The 18,721-nt window shown below is 63.8% G+C and carries 21 protein-coding genes and 1 tRNA gene; 3 read left to right on the top strand and 19 right to left on the bottom strand.

What is annotated here, in order from left to right; genetic code table 11:
* Positions 1–93 precede the first annotated feature (93 nt).
* Entirely contained in the window at positions 94–1,248 is a 1,155-nt protein-coding gene (prpC, locus tag EO156_RS08970) for a 2-methylcitrate synthase (protein WP_005913931.1), read from the bottom strand.
* A 75-nt stretch (positions 1,249–1,323) separates the two neighbouring features.
* Entirely contained in the window at positions 1,324–2,220 is an 897-nt protein-coding gene (gene prpB / locus EO156_RS08965) for a methylisocitrate lyase (protein ID WP_005913929.1), read from the bottom strand.
* Positions 2,221–2,347: 127 nt separating this feature from the next.
* Between prpB and prpR the strand changes: the two genes are divergently transcribed.
* Positions 2,348–3,964, top strand: a complete 1,617-nt coding sequence (gene prpR, locus EO156_RS08960) for a propionate catabolism operon regulatory protein PrpR (RefSeq protein ID WP_016849832.1) — start codon at positions 2,348–2,350, stop codon at positions 3,962–3,964.
* A gap of 231 nt (positions 3,965–4,195) precedes the next feature.
* Here the strand turns inward: prpR and EO156_RS08955 are convergent, their stop codons facing one another.
* On the bottom strand, positions 4,196–4,522 hold the full coding sequence (locus EO156_RS08955) for a hypothetical protein (RefSeq protein ID WP_016849831.1): 327 nt from the start codon (positions 4,520–4,522) through the stop codon (positions 4,196–4,198).
* A gap of 454 nt (positions 4,523–4,976) precedes the next feature.
* Here EO156_RS08955 and EO156_RS08950 point away from each other — a divergent pair, with 454 nt between their 5' ends.
* On the top strand, positions 4,977–5,273 hold the full coding sequence (locus tag EO156_RS08950) for a hypothetical protein (RefSeq protein WP_124632044.1): 297 nt from the start codon (positions 4,977–4,979) through the stop codon (positions 5,271–5,273).
* Positions 5,274–5,338: 65 nt separating this feature from the next.
* On the opposite strand, the gene EO156_RS08945 is transcribed toward EO156_RS08950, so the two are convergent.
* From EO156_RS08945 to EO156_RS08870, 16 genes are all read right to left on the bottom strand, one after another.
* Positions 5,339–5,809, bottom strand: coding sequence for a hypothetical protein (locus EO156_RS08945; RefSeq protein WP_016849829.1), 471 nt, complete (start codon positions 5,807–5,809; stop codon positions 5,339–5,341).
* A 5-nt stretch (positions 5,810–5,814) separates the two neighbouring features.
* Entirely contained in the window at positions 5,815–6,141 is a 327-nt protein-coding gene (locus EO156_RS24565) for an STAS-like domain-containing protein (protein WP_016849828.1), read from the bottom strand.
* On the bottom strand, positions 6,131–7,111 hold the full coding sequence (locus EO156_RS08935; RefSeq protein WP_016849827.1) for an ATP-binding protein: 981 nt from the start codon (positions 7,109–7,111) through the stop codon (positions 6,131–6,133). The genes EO156_RS24565 and EO156_RS08935 overlap by 11 nt, the downstream gene beginning before the upstream one ends.
* 284 nt (positions 7,112–7,395) lie before the next feature.
* Positions 7,396–7,470: transfer RNA gene (locus EO156_RS08930), tRNA-Val, on the bottom strand.
* 164 nt (positions 7,471–7,634) lie between these two features.
* Positions 7,635–7,988 (bottom strand): PilZ domain-containing protein, encoded by a 354-nt coding sequence (locus EO156_RS08925; RefSeq protein WP_003483889.1) that lies wholly within the window; start codon positions 7,986–7,988, stop codon positions 7,635–7,637.
* Positions 7,985–8,944 (bottom strand): DNA polymerase III subunit delta', encoded by a 960-nt coding sequence (locus EO156_RS08920; protein ID WP_007969013.1) that lies wholly within the window; start codon positions 8,942–8,944, stop codon positions 7,985–7,987. The genes EO156_RS08925 and EO156_RS08920 overlap by 4 nt, the downstream gene beginning before the upstream one ends.
* Positions 8,941–10,014, bottom strand: a complete 1,074-nt coding sequence (gene mltG / locus EO156_RS08915; protein ID WP_005928095.1) for an endolytic transglycosylase MltG — start codon at positions 10,012–10,014, stop codon at positions 8,941–8,943. Before mltG ends, EO156_RS08920 begins: the two co-directional genes overlap by 4 nt.
* A 60-nt stretch (positions 10,015–10,074) precedes the next feature.
* A complete protein-coding gene (locus EO156_RS08910; protein WP_005928098.1) occupies positions 10,075–11,430 on the bottom strand; it encodes an aminodeoxychorismate synthase component I in 1,356 nt (451 codons plus the stop codon).
* Positions 11,431–11,596: 166 nt separating this feature from the next.
* A complete protein-coding gene (gene fabF, locus EO156_RS08905; protein ID WP_016850015.1) occupies positions 11,597–12,832 on the bottom strand; it encodes a beta-ketoacyl-ACP synthase II in 1,236 nt (411 codons plus the stop codon).
* Between the two features lie 141 nt (positions 12,833–12,973).
* Positions 12,974–13,213: an acyl carrier protein gene (gene acpP / locus EO156_RS08900; protein WP_002814322.1), complete on the bottom strand. Its 240-nt coding sequence runs from the start codon at positions 13,211–13,213 to the stop codon at positions 12,974–12,976.
* 204 nt (positions 13,214–13,417) lie between these two features.
* Positions 13,418–14,161: a 3-oxoacyl-ACP reductase FabG gene (gene fabG / locus EO156_RS08895; protein ID WP_016850014.1), complete on the bottom strand. Its 744-nt coding sequence runs from the start codon at positions 14,159–14,161 to the stop codon at positions 13,418–13,420.
* A gap of 82 nt (positions 14,162–14,243) precedes the next feature.
* Positions 14,244–15,188 carry an ACP S-malonyltransferase gene (gene fabD / locus EO156_RS08890; RefSeq protein ID WP_005920498.1) on the bottom strand — a complete coding sequence of 315 codons (945 nt, stop codon included), beginning with the start codon at positions 15,186–15,188 and terminating at the stop codon, positions 14,244–14,246.
* Positions 15,189–15,470: 282 nt separating this feature from the next.
* Complete coding sequence (locus tag EO156_RS08885) at positions 15,471–15,911, bottom strand: MEKHLA domain-containing protein (protein ID WP_016850013.1); 441 nt, start codon at positions 15,909–15,911, stop codon at positions 15,471–15,473.
* Between the two features lie 241 nt (positions 15,912–16,152).
* Positions 16,153–17,130, bottom strand: a complete 978-nt coding sequence (locus EO156_RS08880; RefSeq protein WP_016850012.1) for a beta-ketoacyl-ACP synthase III — start codon at positions 17,128–17,130, stop codon at positions 16,153–16,155.
* Positions 17,131–17,220: 90 nt separating this feature from the next.
* Entirely contained in the window at positions 17,221–17,415 is a 195-nt protein-coding gene (gene rpmF / locus EO156_RS08875) for a 50S ribosomal protein L32 (RefSeq protein ID WP_003483870.1), read from the bottom strand.
* 97 nt (positions 17,416–17,512) lie between these two features.
* Positions 17,513–18,022, bottom strand: coding sequence for a YceD family protein (locus EO156_RS08870; RefSeq protein WP_016850011.1), 510 nt, complete (start codon positions 18,020–18,022; stop codon positions 17,513–17,515).
* 111 nt (positions 18,023–18,133) lie between these two features.
* On the opposite strand from EO156_RS08870, the gene EO156_RS08865 reads away from it, so the two are divergent.
* A complete protein-coding gene (locus EO156_RS08865) occupies positions 18,134–18,709 on the top strand; it encodes a Maf family nucleotide pyrophosphatase (protein ID WP_016850010.1) in 576 nt (191 codons plus the stop codon).
* The last annotated feature ends 12 nt before the right edge of the window (positions 18,710–18,721 follow it).

Here is an 18,721-nt window from a genome sequence, read left to right as displayed (position 1 = left end):
TCGAAGCGGGCGGGGGTTTTTGCGGTTGCGCCCTTCTCCCGCAAGCGGGAGAAGGCGCCCGAAGGGCGGATGAGGGCCAATGCCCCCACGCTCTTAGCTGCGCTGATCCAGCGGCACGAACACCTGATCTTCCGGCCCGGTGTAATTGGCCGAGGGGCGAATGATCTTGCCGTCCACGCGCTGCTCGATGATGTGCGCGCTCCAGCCGGCTGTGCGCGCCAGCACGAACAAGGGGGTGAACATCGCTGTCGGCACGCCCATCATGTGGTAGCTCACCGCACTGAACCAATCCAGGTTCGGGAACATCTTCTTGATGTCCCACATCACGCTCTCCAAACGCTCGGCGATGTCGTACATCTTGCGGCTGCCCTGTTCATCGGACAGCTCGCGCGCCACCTCCTTGATCACCTTGTTGCGCGGATCCGATACCGTGTACACAGGGTGCCCAAAGCCAATCACCACTTCCTTGCGTTCCACGCGCGCCTTGATATCGGCTTCTGCTTCGTCCGGGGTGTCGTAGCGCTTCTGCACTTCGAACGCCACTTCGTTGGCGCCGCCATGCTTGGGCCCACGCAGCGCACCGATGCCACCGGCGATGGCGCTGTACATATCGCTGCCGGTCCCGGCAATCACGCGGCTCGCAAAGGTGGACGCATTGAATTCGTGCTCGGCATACAGGATCAGGCTGGTATGCATCGCACGCACCCACGAATCCTTGGGCGCGAAACCATGCAGCAGGTGCAGGAAATGCCCGCCGATGGAATCGTCCTCGGTCTCTACCTCGATGCGCTTGCCGTTGTGGCTGTAGTGATACCAGTACAGCAGCATCGAACCGAGCGAGGCCATCAGCTTGTCGGCGATGTCGCGCGCACCAGGGTGGTTATGGTCGTCTTTTTCCGGCTGCAGGCAGCCCAGCACCGACACGCCGGTGCGCATCACGTCCATCGGATGCGCCGACGGAGGCAACTGTTCCAGCGCGGTTTTGACCGCAGCCGGAACGCCGCGCAGCGAGCGCAGCTTAGCCTTGTAACCGCGCAGCTCGCCGCGGTTGGGCAGCTTGCCGTGCACCAGCAGATACGCAATCTCTTCGAACTCGCTGGTGGTGGCCAGATCGAGAATGTCGTAACCGCGGTAATGCAGATCGTTGCCGCTGCGCCCCACCGTGCACAGGGCCGTGTTACCGGCAGCAGTGCCGGACAAGGCGACGGACTTTTTCGGCTTGAAACCAGGAGTGGCAGTGTCGTTCATGCGATGAGCTCCCAAACTGTGTGGTGTCGCGGGATGGCGTGCGAGGTGGCAATGAAGATGATCAGCAACGCGTCATCATGCGCCTTTGCGCGCAAACAACGCGTCCAGCCGCTGCTCGTACTCGTGATAGCCGATGCGTTCGTACAGCTCTTCGCGCGTCTGCATGCTGTCCAGCACGCCCTGCTGATGACCGTCGCGCCGAATCGCCGTATAAACCGCCTCAGCCGCCTTGTTGGCGGCGCGAAATGCCGACAGCGGAAACAGCTGGATCGCCACGCCGGCTTGCGCCAGCTGGTCGCGCGTAAACAGCGGGGTCTTGCCGAACTCGGTGATGTTGGCCAGCACCGGCACGCGCACTGCATCGACAAAACGCTTGTAGGTATCCAGGTCGTAGGCGGCTTCGGCGAAGATGCCGTCCGCACCCGCTTCCACGCAGGCGATGGCGCGTTCGATCGCCGCCTCCACGCCTTCCATCTGGATTGCGTCGGTACGCGCAATCAGGAAGAACGCCGCATCGGTCTTGGCATCGGCTGCGGCCTTGACCCGATCCGCCATCTCGCCCTGGCTCACGATTTCCTTGCCCGGCCGGTGACCGCAGCGCTTGGCACCAACCTGGTCTTCGATATGGCAACCGCCCGCGCCCGCCTTGATCAGCGACTTGATGGTGCGCTCGATGTTGAATGCGCTCGGGCCAAAACCGGTGTCCACATCCACCAACAGCGGCAGCTCGCACACGTCGGTGATACGGCGCACGTCGATCAGCACGTCTTCCAGCGTGTTGATGCCCAGATCCGGCAACCCCAGCGACCCGGCCGCCACGCCGCCGCCTGACAGATAAATCGCCTGATAGCCTGCGCGCTGCGCCAGCAGCGCATGGTTGGCATTGATCGCGCCGATTACCTGCAGCGGCGATTCGGCAGCCAGTGCGGCGCGAAACCGCGTGCCGGCAGAGGGAGCGGACGAGAACGTCATGGCGGTTCCTTGGATGGGATGACCGTGTAGCCGCAAACACCATGCCAAGCGTAACTCGTTGATTTTCATACCACCCAGGGCATCGATTGTTGCAAAATTGCAACGACTGATTCACCCTGAAACACTCTTGAAACGCGACAACGTCATGCGCAGCCCTACCCTTCCGGAAACCGCGGACGCTTCCTTGCCCATCATCTGGACCGTCAGCGTCTCGCGCCTGACCGGCCTGCTGGCCGATGTCATCCCCGAGTTCGACCAGCGCGCACGCATCGAGCAGATCAACCTCGGCTTTGCCGAAGCGGTCGAGGTCATCGGCCAGCGGCTGCGACGCGAGCGCTGCGACGCGCTGGTGGCGGGCGGATCCAATGCAGCGTACCTGCGCAGCCGGCTCGCGCTGCCCTTCGCGCCCATCCAGGCCACCGGGTTCGATCTGATGGAAGCGCTGGCGCGGGCGCGCCGCATTGCGCCGCGCATCGGCGTGGTCACCCATGCCACCGATGTGCCGTCGTTTCACGCCTTCCAGCACAGCTTCGACCTGGAGATCGAACACCGCCGTTTCGTCACCGCCGAAGACGCACGCGATTGCATCGCCGATCTGCGCGCCAGCGGCATCCAGGTCATTGTCGGCACCGGCATGGCGATCGACTTCGCCGAGCAGGCCGGGCTGCCTGGCGTGCTGCTGTATTCGGCCGATTCGGTGCGTCATGCGCTGGAACAGGCCATCACGCTGGGCACTGCTCCAGGCACGGATCGCGTTGCCGGCCGTACCGCCACGCGCCGCGCACGACGGGCCGACGCCCTGCTGGGCGACGACAGCGCAATGCTGCACGTGCGCGAGTTGGTGCAACTGTACGCACCGCATGCCGGCACCGTGTTGATCAGCGGCGAAACCGGCACCGGCAAAGAACTGGTCGCACGACAACTGCATGCCGGCAGTCGCCGCCGCGGCCGTTTCGTGGCGATCAATTGTGGCGCCATCAGCGAATCGTTGCTGGAGGCGGAACTGTTCGGCTACAGCGACGGCGCCTTCACCGGAGCCCGCCGCGGCGGCCACACCGGCCTGATCGAAACCGCGCAGGACGGCACGCTATTCCTCGACGAAATCGGCGAGTTACCGATGCCGTTGCAAACGCGGCTATTGCGCGTATTGGAAGAGCGCGAAGTGCTGCGTGTCGGCGCAACCATGCCCGTCGCGATCGACGTGCGCGTGGTCGCCGCCAGCCTGCAGGAACTGCAGCAGTTGGTCGAACAAGGCCGCTTCCGCCGCGACCTGTTCTATCGCCTTGCCGCGCTGCGCATTGCACTACCGCCGTTGCGAGACCGCAACCACGACATCGCCCTATTGCTTGCGCATTATTTCCAGCAACTCGGCAGCATTCCATCGCCGTTGTCGCCATCTGCATTGCAACGCCTCCAGCAACACCCCTGGCCCGGCAACGTGCGCGAACTGCGCAACCTGGTCGAACGCCTGTGCATTCACTGGAAAGCCCAAGCGCACGACAGCCTGAGCCTGGAGCAACTCGAACGCTGGGCGCCGGAATTATTCGATACGCCTGCCGACAACCGCGGCGCACCACGTGAGCATGCCGATTTAGCGACCTCTCGCCTGCAGCTCACTGCCAGTGCAGTCCGCGTCGCGCTCGACCGCGCCAACGGCAACCGCGCCCTTGCCGCGCAAGCGCTCGGCGTCTCGCGCACCACGCTGTGGCGCTGGATGCAGGCGCAGGCGGCGGCGCGTGCATAGGGCAAGCGCGAACTTACACGACTGGTCAGGCGACGCATGCATGCACGACTTCCACACTCAGGCGGTAAGTGAAGACATGGTATGCGCACTCAGCGCATGGATGCGCAGCCCACGCTCATCGCCGTATGCGCCGCAATCCAAACGACATGAGGCAGCTATCTGGTGAATCGATCACCTCGCCTACCGCAGCGCCGCATGCCCATCGCACGCCGTTGACCAAGCGTCTCGCCGTCACTTCACCCGCGTGTATTCGGTATCGCCCGTGCTCAGCTTGCCGGTCGCCTCATCGATCGCGTAGTTGACAGTGCCGCCCCCGTTGGACACCTGCAGCACCCCCTTGGTCAGCAGCGCCGGATGATTGCGCGTCTTGACGCCATTGCCGAACAGTTCCGGCTGGGTGTCGCGAATAATGAAACTTTCGCCATTGTGCTCGATGCTCAGCACGTGCTTTTCCGACTTCACATCGACCCACTTGCCCACGTACTGCTCGCCCACATCGCGGGCACAGCCAGCCAGCAACGCCATCGCAACCAGAGCACTTCCAAGCGGCGCCTTCATCGCTACACCTTCTTCAACGCGGGGCATCGAAGGATGGCAAGTCCTTGCTGAGCCCGCAACAAGCAGACACAAGCGATTGACCAAGCCATCGGCGGCTTGAATGCACCTGTCGCCCACCAGCAATGACGAACACCGGATCGTCTAGAAAGCCAACGATGGCATCGTGCTGATCGCCCAACTGCGTTGTCACGGCGCACAGCGTCGGCAATTGCGGTCAGCCAGGTTCGTCCATTGCACCGACATCTCGTCAATGCGCCGCTGCGCCCCAACGCCGCAATGCTGCAATACCTCATTAGGGCGGTCCAAGCAGATCCGAAGCGGCTGAGAATCGGAGATCCTCATTCGAGACTTGGAGACCACCTGCGTCGCCGCCGGAGCGATGATCGAGCATTTTCGTGCTACGGCCCTGTAAGGGGCCCCAATCACCACTATGGTCGCAGAGTGCGAAGTCACCGTGGCCGATTGGTCCGATATCTTCCAACGCATGCTAGACACCTGCCCGACATTCCGCGCCGCACAGCCTGGAGTGGTCATCGGGAGAATCGAGAGCGTCCGCGCCGCGCCAGGTGCATGGTCACCAGAGTCGATCCCAGATATGTTCTACGTGTCCGCCATGCTTGAGGTTATGAGAGCCCAAGTTGCAGCGTTTAACCTCATCGATCCGCAAGCCCCGATTGGCGGCCGCGCGGTGTCCTATGAGATCTCGCCGAGCGGCGTCAACAAGAATGTGGCCGCCACTCGACTTGGCTAAATTCACCGAACGCAGCGACAGCGAGAGTCCCACACGGCATGGCTCCCTAACGAGAAATCCTATCCCTACTTGCGCGTCTTCCGACGTAGATCGAGATTAGCGCGGAGACGTTCCTCGCAATCCATGATCTGCGCCATCAGTGGATCAGTGTGCTCCCGAATCGTTCGCTTGGGGAGTTGGAAATCCTCTGGCAGCGTGATGAGGTCCCTCAACTCCTGCAGTAGGTCACCACATTGCTTTGTGTCCCGCGGTTCCACACAGTGAACTTCTCGGACTTTCTTCCCAAGCCGGCGGAGCTTTACAACCAACCTCTGTGAGGCGGGTACGGTGCTGTCGACAAGCTTGGGATCAAAGTAATAGGCGTTGGCTTCGTCAGTGATTTGGGTAATGAGGGCATCGCATTCTTTCTTCCAAGCACTGATTGCATCGGCATCACGCTTCCGCGTTTCACGCCATAGGGTCAGCAAATGGGTAATCGTTGCTGCACCAAACGAGATGACAAACGTCGCCCATAGAGGCGTGCCGGCAGACGCCATCCTTCTCAGGCTCGCTCTTGAGACGCTTCCCGCATGCGCTTCCAAGCGATGTCAATGGCATCCGGGTCATCTTCAGCTTCAATGACTACCCGCTTGCGTAGGTCATCGAACGTGAAATAGGCAAGGAGCCCGCCGAAGGCCTCGTCGAGGAAGCCGGAAGAATAGCCGGCGCTACCGCTCAAATCGAACGTCACGCGCTCGTATTGGGCCAGCAAAGCCCTAACGATGTCCTCGCGGAACTCCTCGCCAGAATGGCGCCCATGAACACGCCTACGGCCTCCTGGAAACTTGGAGAACTGACTTGCTATGACGTAACGAGTGCTAGGTAGCATGTCCGACTTCCCCTGGTGTCGCGCCAGGAACCTGAACTGTGATCCCGCGAAGCTGCCAGCTGACGAGAGTTCCATGAAGATCCTTAGTCGTATTACTAACGGCGCTCCGACCGTCAGAATTGAACGTTACGAAACCACGATTCGCGATAACGCGGAGTGAACCTTCGACATCAATGCGGTCGATAAATTCCCTCAACTTCAACAAGCCATGTCCACGACGCTTAGACCCGTGCCTGGAGACGCCCTTCGACAACGCCCGCTCGATCCAACGCCCATCAGTCCAGTTGCTCAGGTAGCTGCGAATTCTATCCCCTTGCCGTGCGCGGATGGTGCTAGGAATGCCTGCGCCCTGATCGTAGAACGTAAAGCTGATTGTGCCTTCGTCCTTGTCGGCATAGCCGGCAAGCCACCATTCCCGAATCAGGTCCGGACGAGTTGAGTGGGGCAGATACGCGTGCTCAAAGACGTTATCCATCGACTCAACCAAGGCGACATGCAGTCGCTTGCGGTCCCCACCCTCAAAATCAAAGACCTCTGAAAAGCAGTCCAGGAGCTGGTCTGCCACCTCAGCGATTGTCTGATTGTGTCGCTCAATCTGAAGGTAGGTTCTTCGCAGGAATGCCTTTGGCAGCGCCGGCGGCTTTATTTGCAGCGCCTTGAAGAACCCCACATCGCATAGCAGCGACGCGACGTTATGCGAAGATGGATAGGTGCCGGTGATCGTCGTCCGCTTGTCGCAAAATTCTTTGCACCGCTGAATCTCAGCCACGATAGTTACCGCAGCTTCTGGGGCAATGAACTGCACGTCGTGAAAATTCAGCACTACCCGGCGCAGATGATCGACCAGTGCAGCGCGGCGGATATGGCGCAGCAAGGCCAGCAGGATGTCCCAATCGTCCGGCGTGTGGCACTCAAGTCGCAACGGAATCTCAATGAAGCTCGAGCCCTTGAACTTTCTTCCTCCGCCCATCCGATAGTTCGGATTCAGCTTCGGTGAATGGGCTAGCTCAATGGGGGGAGGGTTATAGAGTTTGGCTCGTCGCGCAGCGCGGCGTCGGCCACGCTCCCGTGACAGCCGCACCTGGATCCAGCGCGTGCGAGGACTGCGCTTTCCCTGCTTTCTCATACTTCCCCCTGTGCACATCACTTTATCGCACATAGGCAAGGAGGGCTACGAGCCGTGCTTCGCACTTACAACGCACTTACGAAAAAAACCGGCTTTAGGCCGGCTTGGTCGCAACACTTTGATTGCGTTGGTGGGCGGTACAGGGTTCGAACCTGTGACCCTTGCCGTGTGAAGGCAATGCTCTACCGCTGAGCTAACCGCCCGGTGACGCGAGCCGCACATTATAGGGCAGCGGCGGCGGTCGTCAACAATTGTTTACTTGCCCTCTTTCACGCCAGCGAGATGGCACCTCCATCGCGCCGGTCTGCCGCGATGACCTAGCGGCTCCACCGCAAGCCTCGCTGCCGTCTTGCCGCGCCTCTGCCGCTTACATCGTATGCGTCGGCTTGTCCGAGGTGGTCAATCCGGCCAGCAGCGTCTCGATCTTGTTGCGCACCGCCTCGCCTTCCGGGCCGTCGGGGAACTGCACGCCGATGCCGGCGGCGCGGTTGCCCTGTGCGCCGGCAGGCGTGGTCCAGATGACCTTGCCGGCGACCGGCAGACGCTCGCTGGAGTCCGGCAGGGTCAGCAGCAGGAAGACTTCATCGCCCAACATGTAGCGCTTGGGCGTGGGCACGAAGATGCCGCCGCCTTTCACGAACGGCATGTAGGCGCTGTAGAGCGCTGGCTTGTCTTTCAACGCCAGCGACAAAATGCCTTGGCGTGCATTCATTGCACTCATCGAGTTCCCCTAGAACGTGGCTGGCGCTCTCCCTCGCGCCAGGACAGCAACAATTCCGTCACCGCCAGGTCGGCGCGGACGGTGGTGCGCAGCAGATCGCGGGTGCGGTTGGCAGCGTCGAACCAGGTCGCAAGCTTGTGCAACCGCGATGGATCGGTCAAGCCGGCCGATGCCTGTGCCAATGCCAGATCGGCGGCATGGCGCAGGCGCTGGTCGGCCTGGCCATCGTTGGTCCAACGCTGCGCGACATCGACTGCGCCGGCGCGTCCATTGGCGATCTGCTCCAGATCCTGCGCAACCGCACGCCGGACGGCCAGGCCATCTTCGCGCAACCACTGCGCGGCCAGACCGGGGTGGCCGCGCGCGGCGTCCAGCGCTTCCTGTGCGGCGCGCTCGCTCACACCTTGCGAGAGCAACCAGGCCAGCGCCTCGTGCGCAGGCGGCAACTTGAATTCCAGGCGCTGGCAGCGGCTACGGATGGTCGCCGGTAGACGCGCTGGCTGCGCGCTGATCAACCACAGGTAGCGCCCCGGCGACGGCTCTTCCAGGGTCTTGAGCAAGGCGTTGCAGGCCGAGCGATTGATCGCATCGGCCGGGTCGACGATCACGACCTGGGCAATGCCGTACTGCGGGGTCAGCGCGAGCTTCTGCGAAATCTCGCGCACCTGCTCGATGACGATCTCGGTACGCAGCTTGTCGCCGGTGCGATTGGGAATGAACGAGACCAGTTGCAGGTCCGGATGGGTACCGGCGGCAATCAGCTGGCGCGTGCGCTGCGCCAGTGCCGGGTCTGGCGAGCTGGCCAGGACGTGCTCGGCCAGGGCCAGGGCGACGGCACGCTTGCCCAGACCTTCCGGGCCGCAGATCAGCAACCCATGTCCAAGGCGCCCCGCATCCAGTGCAGCCACGGTCTGGTCGAAGGCGCGCTGCTGCCAGGGCGAAAATGCGGCGGTCATGGCATAGGCTCCGTCTGCGGCGTGCTCGGCAGCCGGCGGCGCTGCAGATAGCGCGCCACCGCTGCGTTATGTTCGGCCAACGTGGCCGAGAACGCGTGCGCCCCGGTGCCATCGCCCACCGCCACGAAATACAGCGCCTCGCCGGGCGCCGGCCGCACCGCCGCCAGCAGCGCCTCGCGGCCCGGCATGGCGATCGGCGTCGGCGTCAGGCCGGTACGGGTGTAGGTGTTGTACGGCGTATCGGTGGTCAGGTCGCGGCGACGGATATTGCCGTCGTAGCTGCTGCCGATGCCGTAGATCACGGTGGGGTCGGTCTGCAGCTTCATGCCCAGCTGCAAGCGGCGCAGGAACACCCCGGCGATGAGCGGGCGCTCGGAGGCCAGGGCCGTTTCTTTTTCGATGATCGAGGCCAGGATCAATGCCTGCTCCGGCGAGGCGAGTGGCAGGTTCGGGGCGCGCTGCTCCCAGGCCTGCGCCAATGCCTTGTCCATGGCCGCATGCGCGCGCTTGAGTACATCGATATCGCTGTCGCCACGCTGGTACACATAGGTTTCCGGCAGGAAGCGCCCTTCCGGATGCTGCCTGGCAACTCCCAGCCGGGCCATCAGTGCCGCATCGTCCAGCGCATCGATGGAATGTTGCAGCGGCGTGGCGGTCGCCAGTGCGGCGCGCAGCTGACGGAAATTCCAGCCTTCCACGATCGTGAAGCGGTACTGGATCACCCTCCCCTGGCGCATGCGCGTCAGCAGTTCGCGCGGCGACAGCGCTGGCGACAGCGCGTACTCGCCCACCTTGAGCTTGCCGGCCGCATCGACCTGGCGCGCCAGCAGCTGCCATTCCAGCTCGGTGCCCTGCGCCAGGCCGGCAGCGCGCAGCTTGCGCAATGTAGCCTTGAGCGAATCGCCGGGCGCAATCACCACGCTGGGCGCGCTCGCAGGCACGGGGGTATCGGCGAAGTGCAGGTAATGCCGCCACGCCACCACGGCGGCAATCGCCAGCAGCGCTACGAGCAGCACTACCGTACCCAGCACGGCCAGACATCCGCGTTTGCCAGTCACCGCCACACCCACCTCGTCATTGCCCCTGCGCCGCGCAGGATACCGCGCGCCGGTGATGTCCCGTTGAAGCGCTCATGTCTGCTCGATCGCACGCAACACGCCACGCGCCTTGGCGCGGGTTTCATCCAGCTCGCGCTGCGGATCCGAATCCACCACGATCCCGGCACCGGTGCGGAAATGCACCTGGTGACCGGCCACCTCGGCGGTGCGGATCAGGATATTCAGATCCATGTCGCCATCACGATTGAGCCAGCCGAATGCACCGGTATAGGCGCCGCGCGCAGTTTGTTCGAGCTCGGCGATGACCTGCATGCAGCGCACCTTCGGGCAACCGGTAATGGTGCCACCGGGAAACACCGCGGCAATCACCTCACCGGGCGTTACCCCGGCGCGCAGACGCCCGCGCACGTTGCTGACGATGTGATGCACATGCGCATAGCTCTCCACGCACATCAACTCGTCCACCTCCACGGTGCCCGGCGCGCAGATGCGGCCCAGGTCGTTGCGCTCCAGATCGATCAGCATCACGTGCTCGGCGCGCTCCTTCGGATGCCCGACCAGCTCCCGGATACGTGCGGCATCGTCGTCCCCGGCAAACCGCGCGCGGGTGCCGGCGATCGGGCGCGTCTGCACCACATCGCCCTGTACCGAGACCAGCCGCTCTGGCGAGGAACTGGCCACTGCACGCCCGGCGGCAACGAACAGGCCGGCAAACGGCGCCGGATTGGCCGCACGCAGGCGCGCATGCAACGCGGCCGGATCGACCACCGCAGCGAATGCCGCGTGCCAGGCGCGCGAGATATTGGCCTGGAAGACATCGCCGGCACGCAGGTAATCGAGCACGCGCTCCACTGCCCCGGTAAAACGCTCGGGGGCCTCTTCGTCCACCGCAAGCGGCCCGGCCCAGGCAGGCAGCGGCGGCAGTGCGGCGCAGGCAGCAAGGTCGTCGCCGATCTGCTGCAACAACTCCTCGCGGCCCGGCTCTGCCAGCGCCACACAGCGCCCGTGCAGGCGATCGCGCAGCACCGCTGCCGGCGCGCGCAAGGCCAGCGCGGTGGGCACGCCATCGCGGCGCGTGGGCAGTTGCAGAATCGGCTCGACCTGCGCGGCAAGTTCGTAATCCAGCAGCACCGCCCAACCGCCGCGAAACGGCCATGGGCTTGCCGCGTCGTGCGGCACGCGCTCGGCCTGCCAGGCGGCATCCAGCGCCGCCAGAAAGCCGCCCTCCAGCAACCGCCCAGCGCCATCGCGCGTACATCCGTCCGGATCCAGCCGCAGGCATGGCCCCTCTGCCAGCAGCAGCACATCCCAGCGACCATGCTCGGTGCCGGAAGCGCTGGACTCCAGCAGGGCCGGATAGCGTTGCGGTGACAGCCGATGCAGCGCCAGCAGGTCGATGTCCGCGTGCAGTGATCGGGTAAGCGTCATCGGTCCGGCATGGCGTGAGATACGGACGCACCGCTGCCGTACGCAGCACGCGCGAGGAGTGGATCAACGGTTGATCGCAGGATTGAACATCAACCCGCAAGCCGGCAGTGCATGCGACAGCCAGGCAGGTCGCGCGCCGATGACGCCACGCGACCGATATGCGGGGTCAAACGCGCTTGAACACCAGCGTGCCGTTGGTGCCGCCAAAGCCGAAGCCGTTGGACATCACCGCATCCACCTGCACCTCGCGCGCCACGTTCGGCACGTAATCCAGGTCGCAGCCTTCGCTTGGCTCTTCCAGGTTGATGGTCGGCGGGATGATGCCGGTGTGCAGCGCCATCACCGAGAAGATCGCTTCCACACCGCCGGCCGCGCCGAGCAGATGCCCGGTCATCGACTTGGTCGAGCTCACCATGGTCTTGTAAGCGTGATCGCCCAGCGCGCGCTTCATCGCCATCGTTTCGGCCAGATCGCCCAGCGGCGTGGAGGTGCCGTGCGCGTTGAGGTAGCCGATTTGCTCGGGGTTGAGCTTGGCGTCGCGCATCGCTGCCGCCATGCTGCGCGCCGCGCCCTCGCCGTCTTCGCTGGGGGCGGTCATGTGAAACGCATCGGAACTGGCGCCGAAGCCGACCAGCTCGGCATAGATGCGTGCGCCACGCGCCTTGGCGTGTTCGTACTCCTCCAGCACCAGCACGCCGGCGCCGTCGCCCAGCACGAAGCCATCGCGCTGCTTGTCCCACGGCCGCGACGCGCCGGCCGGGTCGTCGTTACGGGTGGACATCGCTTTCATCGCACAAAAGCCGCCCACCGAACTCGGCGACGAACCGCGCTCGGCACCGCCAGCCAGCATCACATCGGCATCGCCGTGCTGGATCATGCGCATCGCGGTGCCGATCGAATGGTTGGATGTGGCGCAGGCCGATACCGCCGAGAACGTCGGGCCTTTCAGGCCTTTGATCAGGCTCACCTGGCCGGGCAGCATGTTGATGATGGTGCTGGGCACATAGAACGGCGAAATCTTGCGCGCGCCGCCCTCATGGAATTTGATGGTCTGCTCTTCAATGCCGAGCAGCCCGCCGATGCCGGAGCCGAGAATGGCGCCCACGCGTTCGGCATTGCTTTCGTCGATTTCCAGTCCGGAATCGTCCAGCGCCATGAACGAGGCGCCGACACCGTAGTGGATGAACGAATCCATCTTCTTGACGTCCTTGGCGGACACAAAAAGCGTGGGGTCGAAATTCTTGATTTCACCGGCGATCTTGGTGGTGAACTGCGAGGCATCGATCTGCGTGATCGGGCCAATGCCTGAGCGGCCGTGGACGATTCCGTCCCAGCTGGTGGCCAGATCATTGCCCAGCGGCGACACCATGCCCATGCCGGTAACGACAACACGACGACTCATTGCAGATCTCCTCACCACGGAACGGACGGTGCTTGGGGTTTGCGGGTGACACTTGAAAAACACAGGGCCGCATCAGCGGCCCCATGGAATGTCTGATGCGGCAGCGGCTTGATGCACGCCGCCACGATCAGGAACAACGCATCAGCTCTTGACGTGAGCCTTGACGTAGTCGATCGCCTGCTGCACCGAGGTGATCTTCTCGGCCTCTTCGTCCGGGATCTCGCACTCGAACTCTTCTTCCAGCGCCATCACCAGCTCGACGGTGTCCAGCGAGTCGGCACCCAGATCATCGACGAACGATGCGCTGGTGGTGACTTCCTCTTCCTTGACGCCGAGTTGTTCGACGACGATTTTCTTGACGCGTTCTTCGATGGTGCTCATTGGGGATATCGCTCCAGCTGGAGTAGTGGTGGTTCGAGTTTTAGGATCCCCGCACACGGATGTGCGGTGCTCCTGTGAGGGACTCACAAAACGCCATCGACGCTGCGATGGCCGCGTTGGATAGTGTAGTGGAAGCGACCGGGCCTTGCATTGCATCACAACTCCCGGCCGATCAGCCACTTAGCGCCTCCCGGCGCCGCACGCTTACGGCATGTACATGCCACCGTTGACGTGCAGGGTCTCACCGGTGATGTAGCGGGCCGTCGGGCCGGCCAGAAACGCCACCGCATTGGCGATGTCTTCCGGCTCGCCCAGATGACCCAGCGCAATCTGCTGCAGCAAGGCGGTCCTGGCCTCGTCCGGCAGCGCCTTGGTCATGTCGGTATCGATGAAACCGGGCGCCACCACATTGACGGTCACCCCGCGCGAGCCGATTTCCTTGGCCAGCGATTTGGAGAACGCGATGATGCCGGCCTTGGCGGCGGCATAATTGGTCTGCCCAGGATTACCGGTCACACCCACTACCGAGGCGATATTGATGATGCGGCCCTTGCGCGCCTTCATCATGCCGCGCATGACCGCCTTGGAGGTGCGGAACACGCTGGTCAGGTTGGTGTCGACGATCGCCTGCCAGTCGTCGTCCTTCATCCGCATCAACAGGTTGTCGCGGGTGATGCCGGCGTTGTTGACCAGGATCGAGATGGCGCCGAACTCCTTGCCGATGGCATCGATCACGCCATCGACTGCAGCCGCGTCGGTGACGTTCAGTTCACGACCGTGTCCGCCGTGGGCGGCCAGACGCTCGCCGATCGCCGCAGCGCCGGAAGCCGAGGTGGCGGTGCCGATGACCGTGGCGCCGTGGGCGGCCAGGGTATCGGCAATGGCCGCACCGATGCCGCGGCTGGCGCCGGTGACGAGGGCGATTTCGCCCTGCAGGGGCTTGCTCATGATTGCTGTTCCTCGATGGGGGACGCCGCAACCGTGGCCGCGAACGTCGAGGGATGCCGGCACGACCGGCAGCGGCGTTGGATCAGTGCGCCCACGCGTCGAGCGCGCCGGCATAGTCGGCGGGCGTTGCCAGCGTCCGCGCATCCAGGCTCTTGTCGATGCGCTTGATCAGCCCGCTCAGCACCTTGCCCGGGCCGCATTCGGCAATGCGGGTGATGCCCTGGCTGGCGAGCGCCTGCACGCAGCCGGTCCATTGCACCGGCAGGTAGAGCTGTTCCACCAAGGCCTGGCGGATGGCCGTGCTGCCCTCATGCACGCGCGCGTCCACGTTCTGCACCACTGGAATCTGCGGGGCGTGCCAGGTCAGCCCGGCCATCGCCTCGCCGAGCTGATTGGCGGCTTCGCGCATCAGCGGGGTGTGCGAGGGCACGCTCACTGCCAGCTTGACCGCCTTGCGCACGCCGCGCTCGGCCAGCAGCCCCAGCGCGCGATCCACCGCCGCAGCGTGGCCGCCGATCACGATCTGACCGGGCGAATTGAAGTTGGCCGGCACCACCACGTCGCTGCCGGACGCCTGGTCACAGACCTCCTGCACCACGGCGTCTTCGGCGCCCAGCACCGCAGCCATCGCGCCGACGCCCGCCGGTGCCGCAGCCTGCATGAACTGGCCGCGCAACCGCACCAGATGCGCACCGTCGTGCAGCGACAAGGCGCCAGCCGCGACCAGCGCGGTGTATTCGCCCAGGCTGTGTCCCGCCAGCAGCACCGGGCGCTGCCCGCGCTGGGCAGTCCACAGACGCCACACCGCAACGCCCGCAGCCAGCAAGGCGGGCTGGGTGTATTCGGTGCGATTGAGCATTTCTTCCGGGCCGCCCTGGGACAACGCCCACAAGTCGACGCCAGCGCCCTCGGAGGCTTCGGCGAACGTTTCGCGAATCTGCGGGTGCAGTTCGGACAGTTCGGCCAGCATGCCTAAGGACTGCGAGCCCTGGCCGGGAAACACGAAGGCGAGAGTGGATTCGGTCACGCGTTGCTGCCTACAAAAATCGAGCCGGGATCATACGTGCGAAATCGCCCCGGCGTCTGTACTGCCGCGTATGCAGAAGACCACGCGACTGTGTCGCGACGTCGCAAAACCGCACACCGGGCTTGGTCGGGCCGGGCGCACAACGGCAGCAGTGACGCTGACGCGCTGCCGTTCGGGTTCGATAGTGAAAGCGCTGCCTGCCAAGGCGGCGCACCAGCGCCGGCAAGGCCGGCGAGGAAGCCGAAGGGTCGGGCGCAGCCGGTGCTGCCGCTTGCGCTTCGTCTAGCCTGGCAGCGGGAATGTCGCCGCTTGTCCATGCAGCACCCCATCCTCATCGACGAGTTGCCATACCACACCTTCGGCGATCCGGAAGCGGGAACCATCTTTCGCGATCCGCATACCCGCGTAGTCCGTGACGACGCCATCGCGGGCGACCGCGTCGAGCAAACGCTGACGTTCCGCTCGTTCCGGCAATTCTGCCGATAGCCGCGAAGGCATGCCAACGAACTCGCCCCAGCTGTAGCCGAAAACGCGCTGTGCCGCCTGGTTCGCATAGACAAACCGCGGGTCTACAGCGGTATCGTGCGCAAGAAGGGCGAACGGCGCATCGTGATACAGCCAATCGGGCTCGATCTGTCGATCTGCGACCAGCGGGCGGCCTGCAAACCGCTGGTAACTGCCGGTGAGCAAGGCGACGAAGACAGGATCGTGGGCGGGGTGCATGCGCTGAATTTACTTGCCGGCCGGCTTGTCCGACGCGCTAGCCCGCAAACTGGTCGCATTGAGCGAATCACGCGACCTAAAAACGTGCGCTGCACTTGGCGGACTTCAAGCGCCCCCGAAAACGTACACCGGGCACCAGGAGGCAAGCCTGCCCCCACCGCAAGGGAAGACGAGTGTCCCCGCCATGCACGAATCCGCCTGAGTGGACGTGCGCGTCTACCTGGCGCAGGAAGCAGAACCGTCAGTAGCGCAGCAGCGCCGAGCCCCAGGTAAACCCGCCGCCGAAGGCTTCCAGCAACAACAACTGGCCGCGCTGCACGCGACCGGAGCGCACCGCTTCGTCCAGCGCCAGCGGCACCGAGGCAGACGACGTGTTGCCATGGCGATCTACGGTCACGACTACCTGCTCCATCGGCAACTCCAGCCGCTTGGCAGTGGCTTCGATGATGCGCAGGTTGGCCTGATGCGGAATCAGCCAATCCAGGTCATGCTTGTCATAGCCACTGGCCGCCAGGGTCTCATCGACCACCGAGTCCAGCGCCTTGACCGCATACTTGAAGACGTCGTTGCCCTTCATCAGCAATGCACCGCCGCCATTCTTGCCTTCGCCGAATCCCACCGAGACCCCCACCGGGTCCCACAGCAGCTCTTTCTTGCTGCCATCGGCGTGCAAATGGGTGCTGAGGATGCCGGTCTCTTCGTCGGCCTTGAGGATCACCGCGCCGGCGCCATCGCCGAAAAGCACGCAGGTAGTGCGATCGGTCCAGTCCACGATGCGGGTCAAGGTTTCTGCGCCAACCACCAGCACGGTCTTGGCGTCGCCACTGCGCACGAACTTGTCGGCCACGCTGAGCGCGTAGACAAAACCCGAGCAGGCAGCGTTGACGTCCATCGCACCGCAACCGATGTTACCCAGTCGGGCCTGCAGCAAACAGGCAGTCGACGGAAAGATCAGGTCAGGGGTGGTGGTGCCGATGACGATCAGATCGATCTCATCGGCGGTCACACCGGCCGCTTCCATCGCCCTCAGCGAGGCGAAATACGCCAGATCGCTGGTGGTCTGGTCGTCGGCGACGATGTGACGTTCACGGATGCCAGTGCGCGAGAAGATCCATTCATCGCTGGTGTCGACAATCTTCGACATGTCGTCGTTGGTCAACACCTTTTCGGGCAAATAACTACCCGTGCCCGCGATTCTGGAATAGATCCGCTTGCTCATACTGTTCCCTATTGCAAGAGCCGCGGTGATCGGCGGCTCCTGAAGAAGCGAGAGTCACCCGGCCGCGCCGAACGCGGCGGGCGCCACGGATCAATCTTCTTGGACGGCCGACGACTTGGTCGCGATCACCTTCTTGCCGCGGTAGTAACCGTCAGCGGTGATGTGGTGGCGCAGATGGATCTCGCCGCTGGTCGGGTCGGTCGACAGCTGCTTGGCGGTCAGGGCATCGTGCGAACGACGCTGGCCGCGGCGGGACGGGGTGACACGGGATTTCTGCACAGCCATGGGATTGCTCCAACTTTAGTTCGATAACTTGTCTGTTGAGTCGAACAGCACGCTCTACGCCCGCGTCGACCTGTCTTACCGCCCTTAACAGCGGCGGTTACTGTTTCTTCAACGCTGCCAGCGCCGCGAACGGACTGGCCCTGTCTTGCTCTTCCTGGGTCGGAACCCATTCGGCGTCGATCGCTTCGCTACCCGGCGCCACCGGCACCACCGGTACTGAGAGCACCAGCTCGTCCTCGATCATGTCGACGGCCCGCAGCATGCCATCTTCCGGCACCAGCAACGCTTCGTACTCGGCCGGCAATGCAGCTTCGTCGGCCTCGTCACGGATCAAACCAAGACGCTGTCTGATTTGCACCGGATACAGGAAGCGTTGCAGGCTGCGCTGGCAGGCCAGCGGAAGCTCCACATCGATACTGAGTTCGACATAGGCGACCTTCAGCAGAGGGTCTTGATCGAATTGAAGCGAATAGACACATTCGCCGTCGGTATCGACAAGGCTTCCCTGCAAACGGGTCATCCCAGATAGCGGGATGCGGCCATCGAAGCGCCTGCGCGCTGCGACCATCCGCCAAGCATCCAGCATTTCGGGCACGTTCGCGGACATAAGCCGCAGAATGTTAAAGACCCGCGGCAGCCCTGTCAAATGACCCAATTCATGCGATTGCCGCGCGGCCCGCAGGACGGCAGACTCCCCTGCCCCCCTCGCAGCGGCCCCATGATGCCACGCCTGATCCTTGCTTCCACGTCTGTCTATCGGCGCGCGCTGCTCGGCCGCCTGCAGCTCGACTTCGACACCGTCCGGCCGGAGGTCGACGAGCAGGCACGGCCGGGCGAATCCCCGAGCGCACTGGCCAGCTGCCTGGCCGTGGAAAAAGCCGCCACGGTGGCAGCCCGCTTCCCTGACGCCTGGGTGATCGGCTCGGATCAGGTCGCCGACCTGGACGGCCAGGCGCTGGGCAAACCCGGCACGCACGAGCGGGCCCGGATGCAGCTGACTGCGATGTCTGGCCAGACCGTGCGCTTCCATACCGCCGTCAGCCTGGTCGGCCCGGAGCGCCAGCTGCACGCGCTGGACCTGACCGAGGTGCAACTTCGCGCGCTGACGGTCGTCGAGATCGAACGCTACCTGGACGCCGAACCAGCCCTGGATTGCGCCGGCAGCTTCAAATGCGAAGGCCTCGGCATCAGCCTGTTCGACGCGATCCGCTCGGAAGATCCCACCGCCCTGGTGGGCCTGCCGATGATCGCGCTGGCAAGATTGCTGCGGCAGGCGGGATTCCAGATTCCCTGAGGTAAGCCACGG

Origin of the sequence: Xanthomonas sp. DAR33341 (assembly GCF_003992815.1) — a bacterium.
Lineage (GTDB): Bacteria > Pseudomonadota > Gammaproteobacteria > Xanthomonadales > Xanthomonadaceae > Xanthomonas > Xanthomonas cissicola.
Note: the sequence above shows the minus strand (reverse complement) of the source record. Positions and strands in the feature narration are given on the sequence as shown.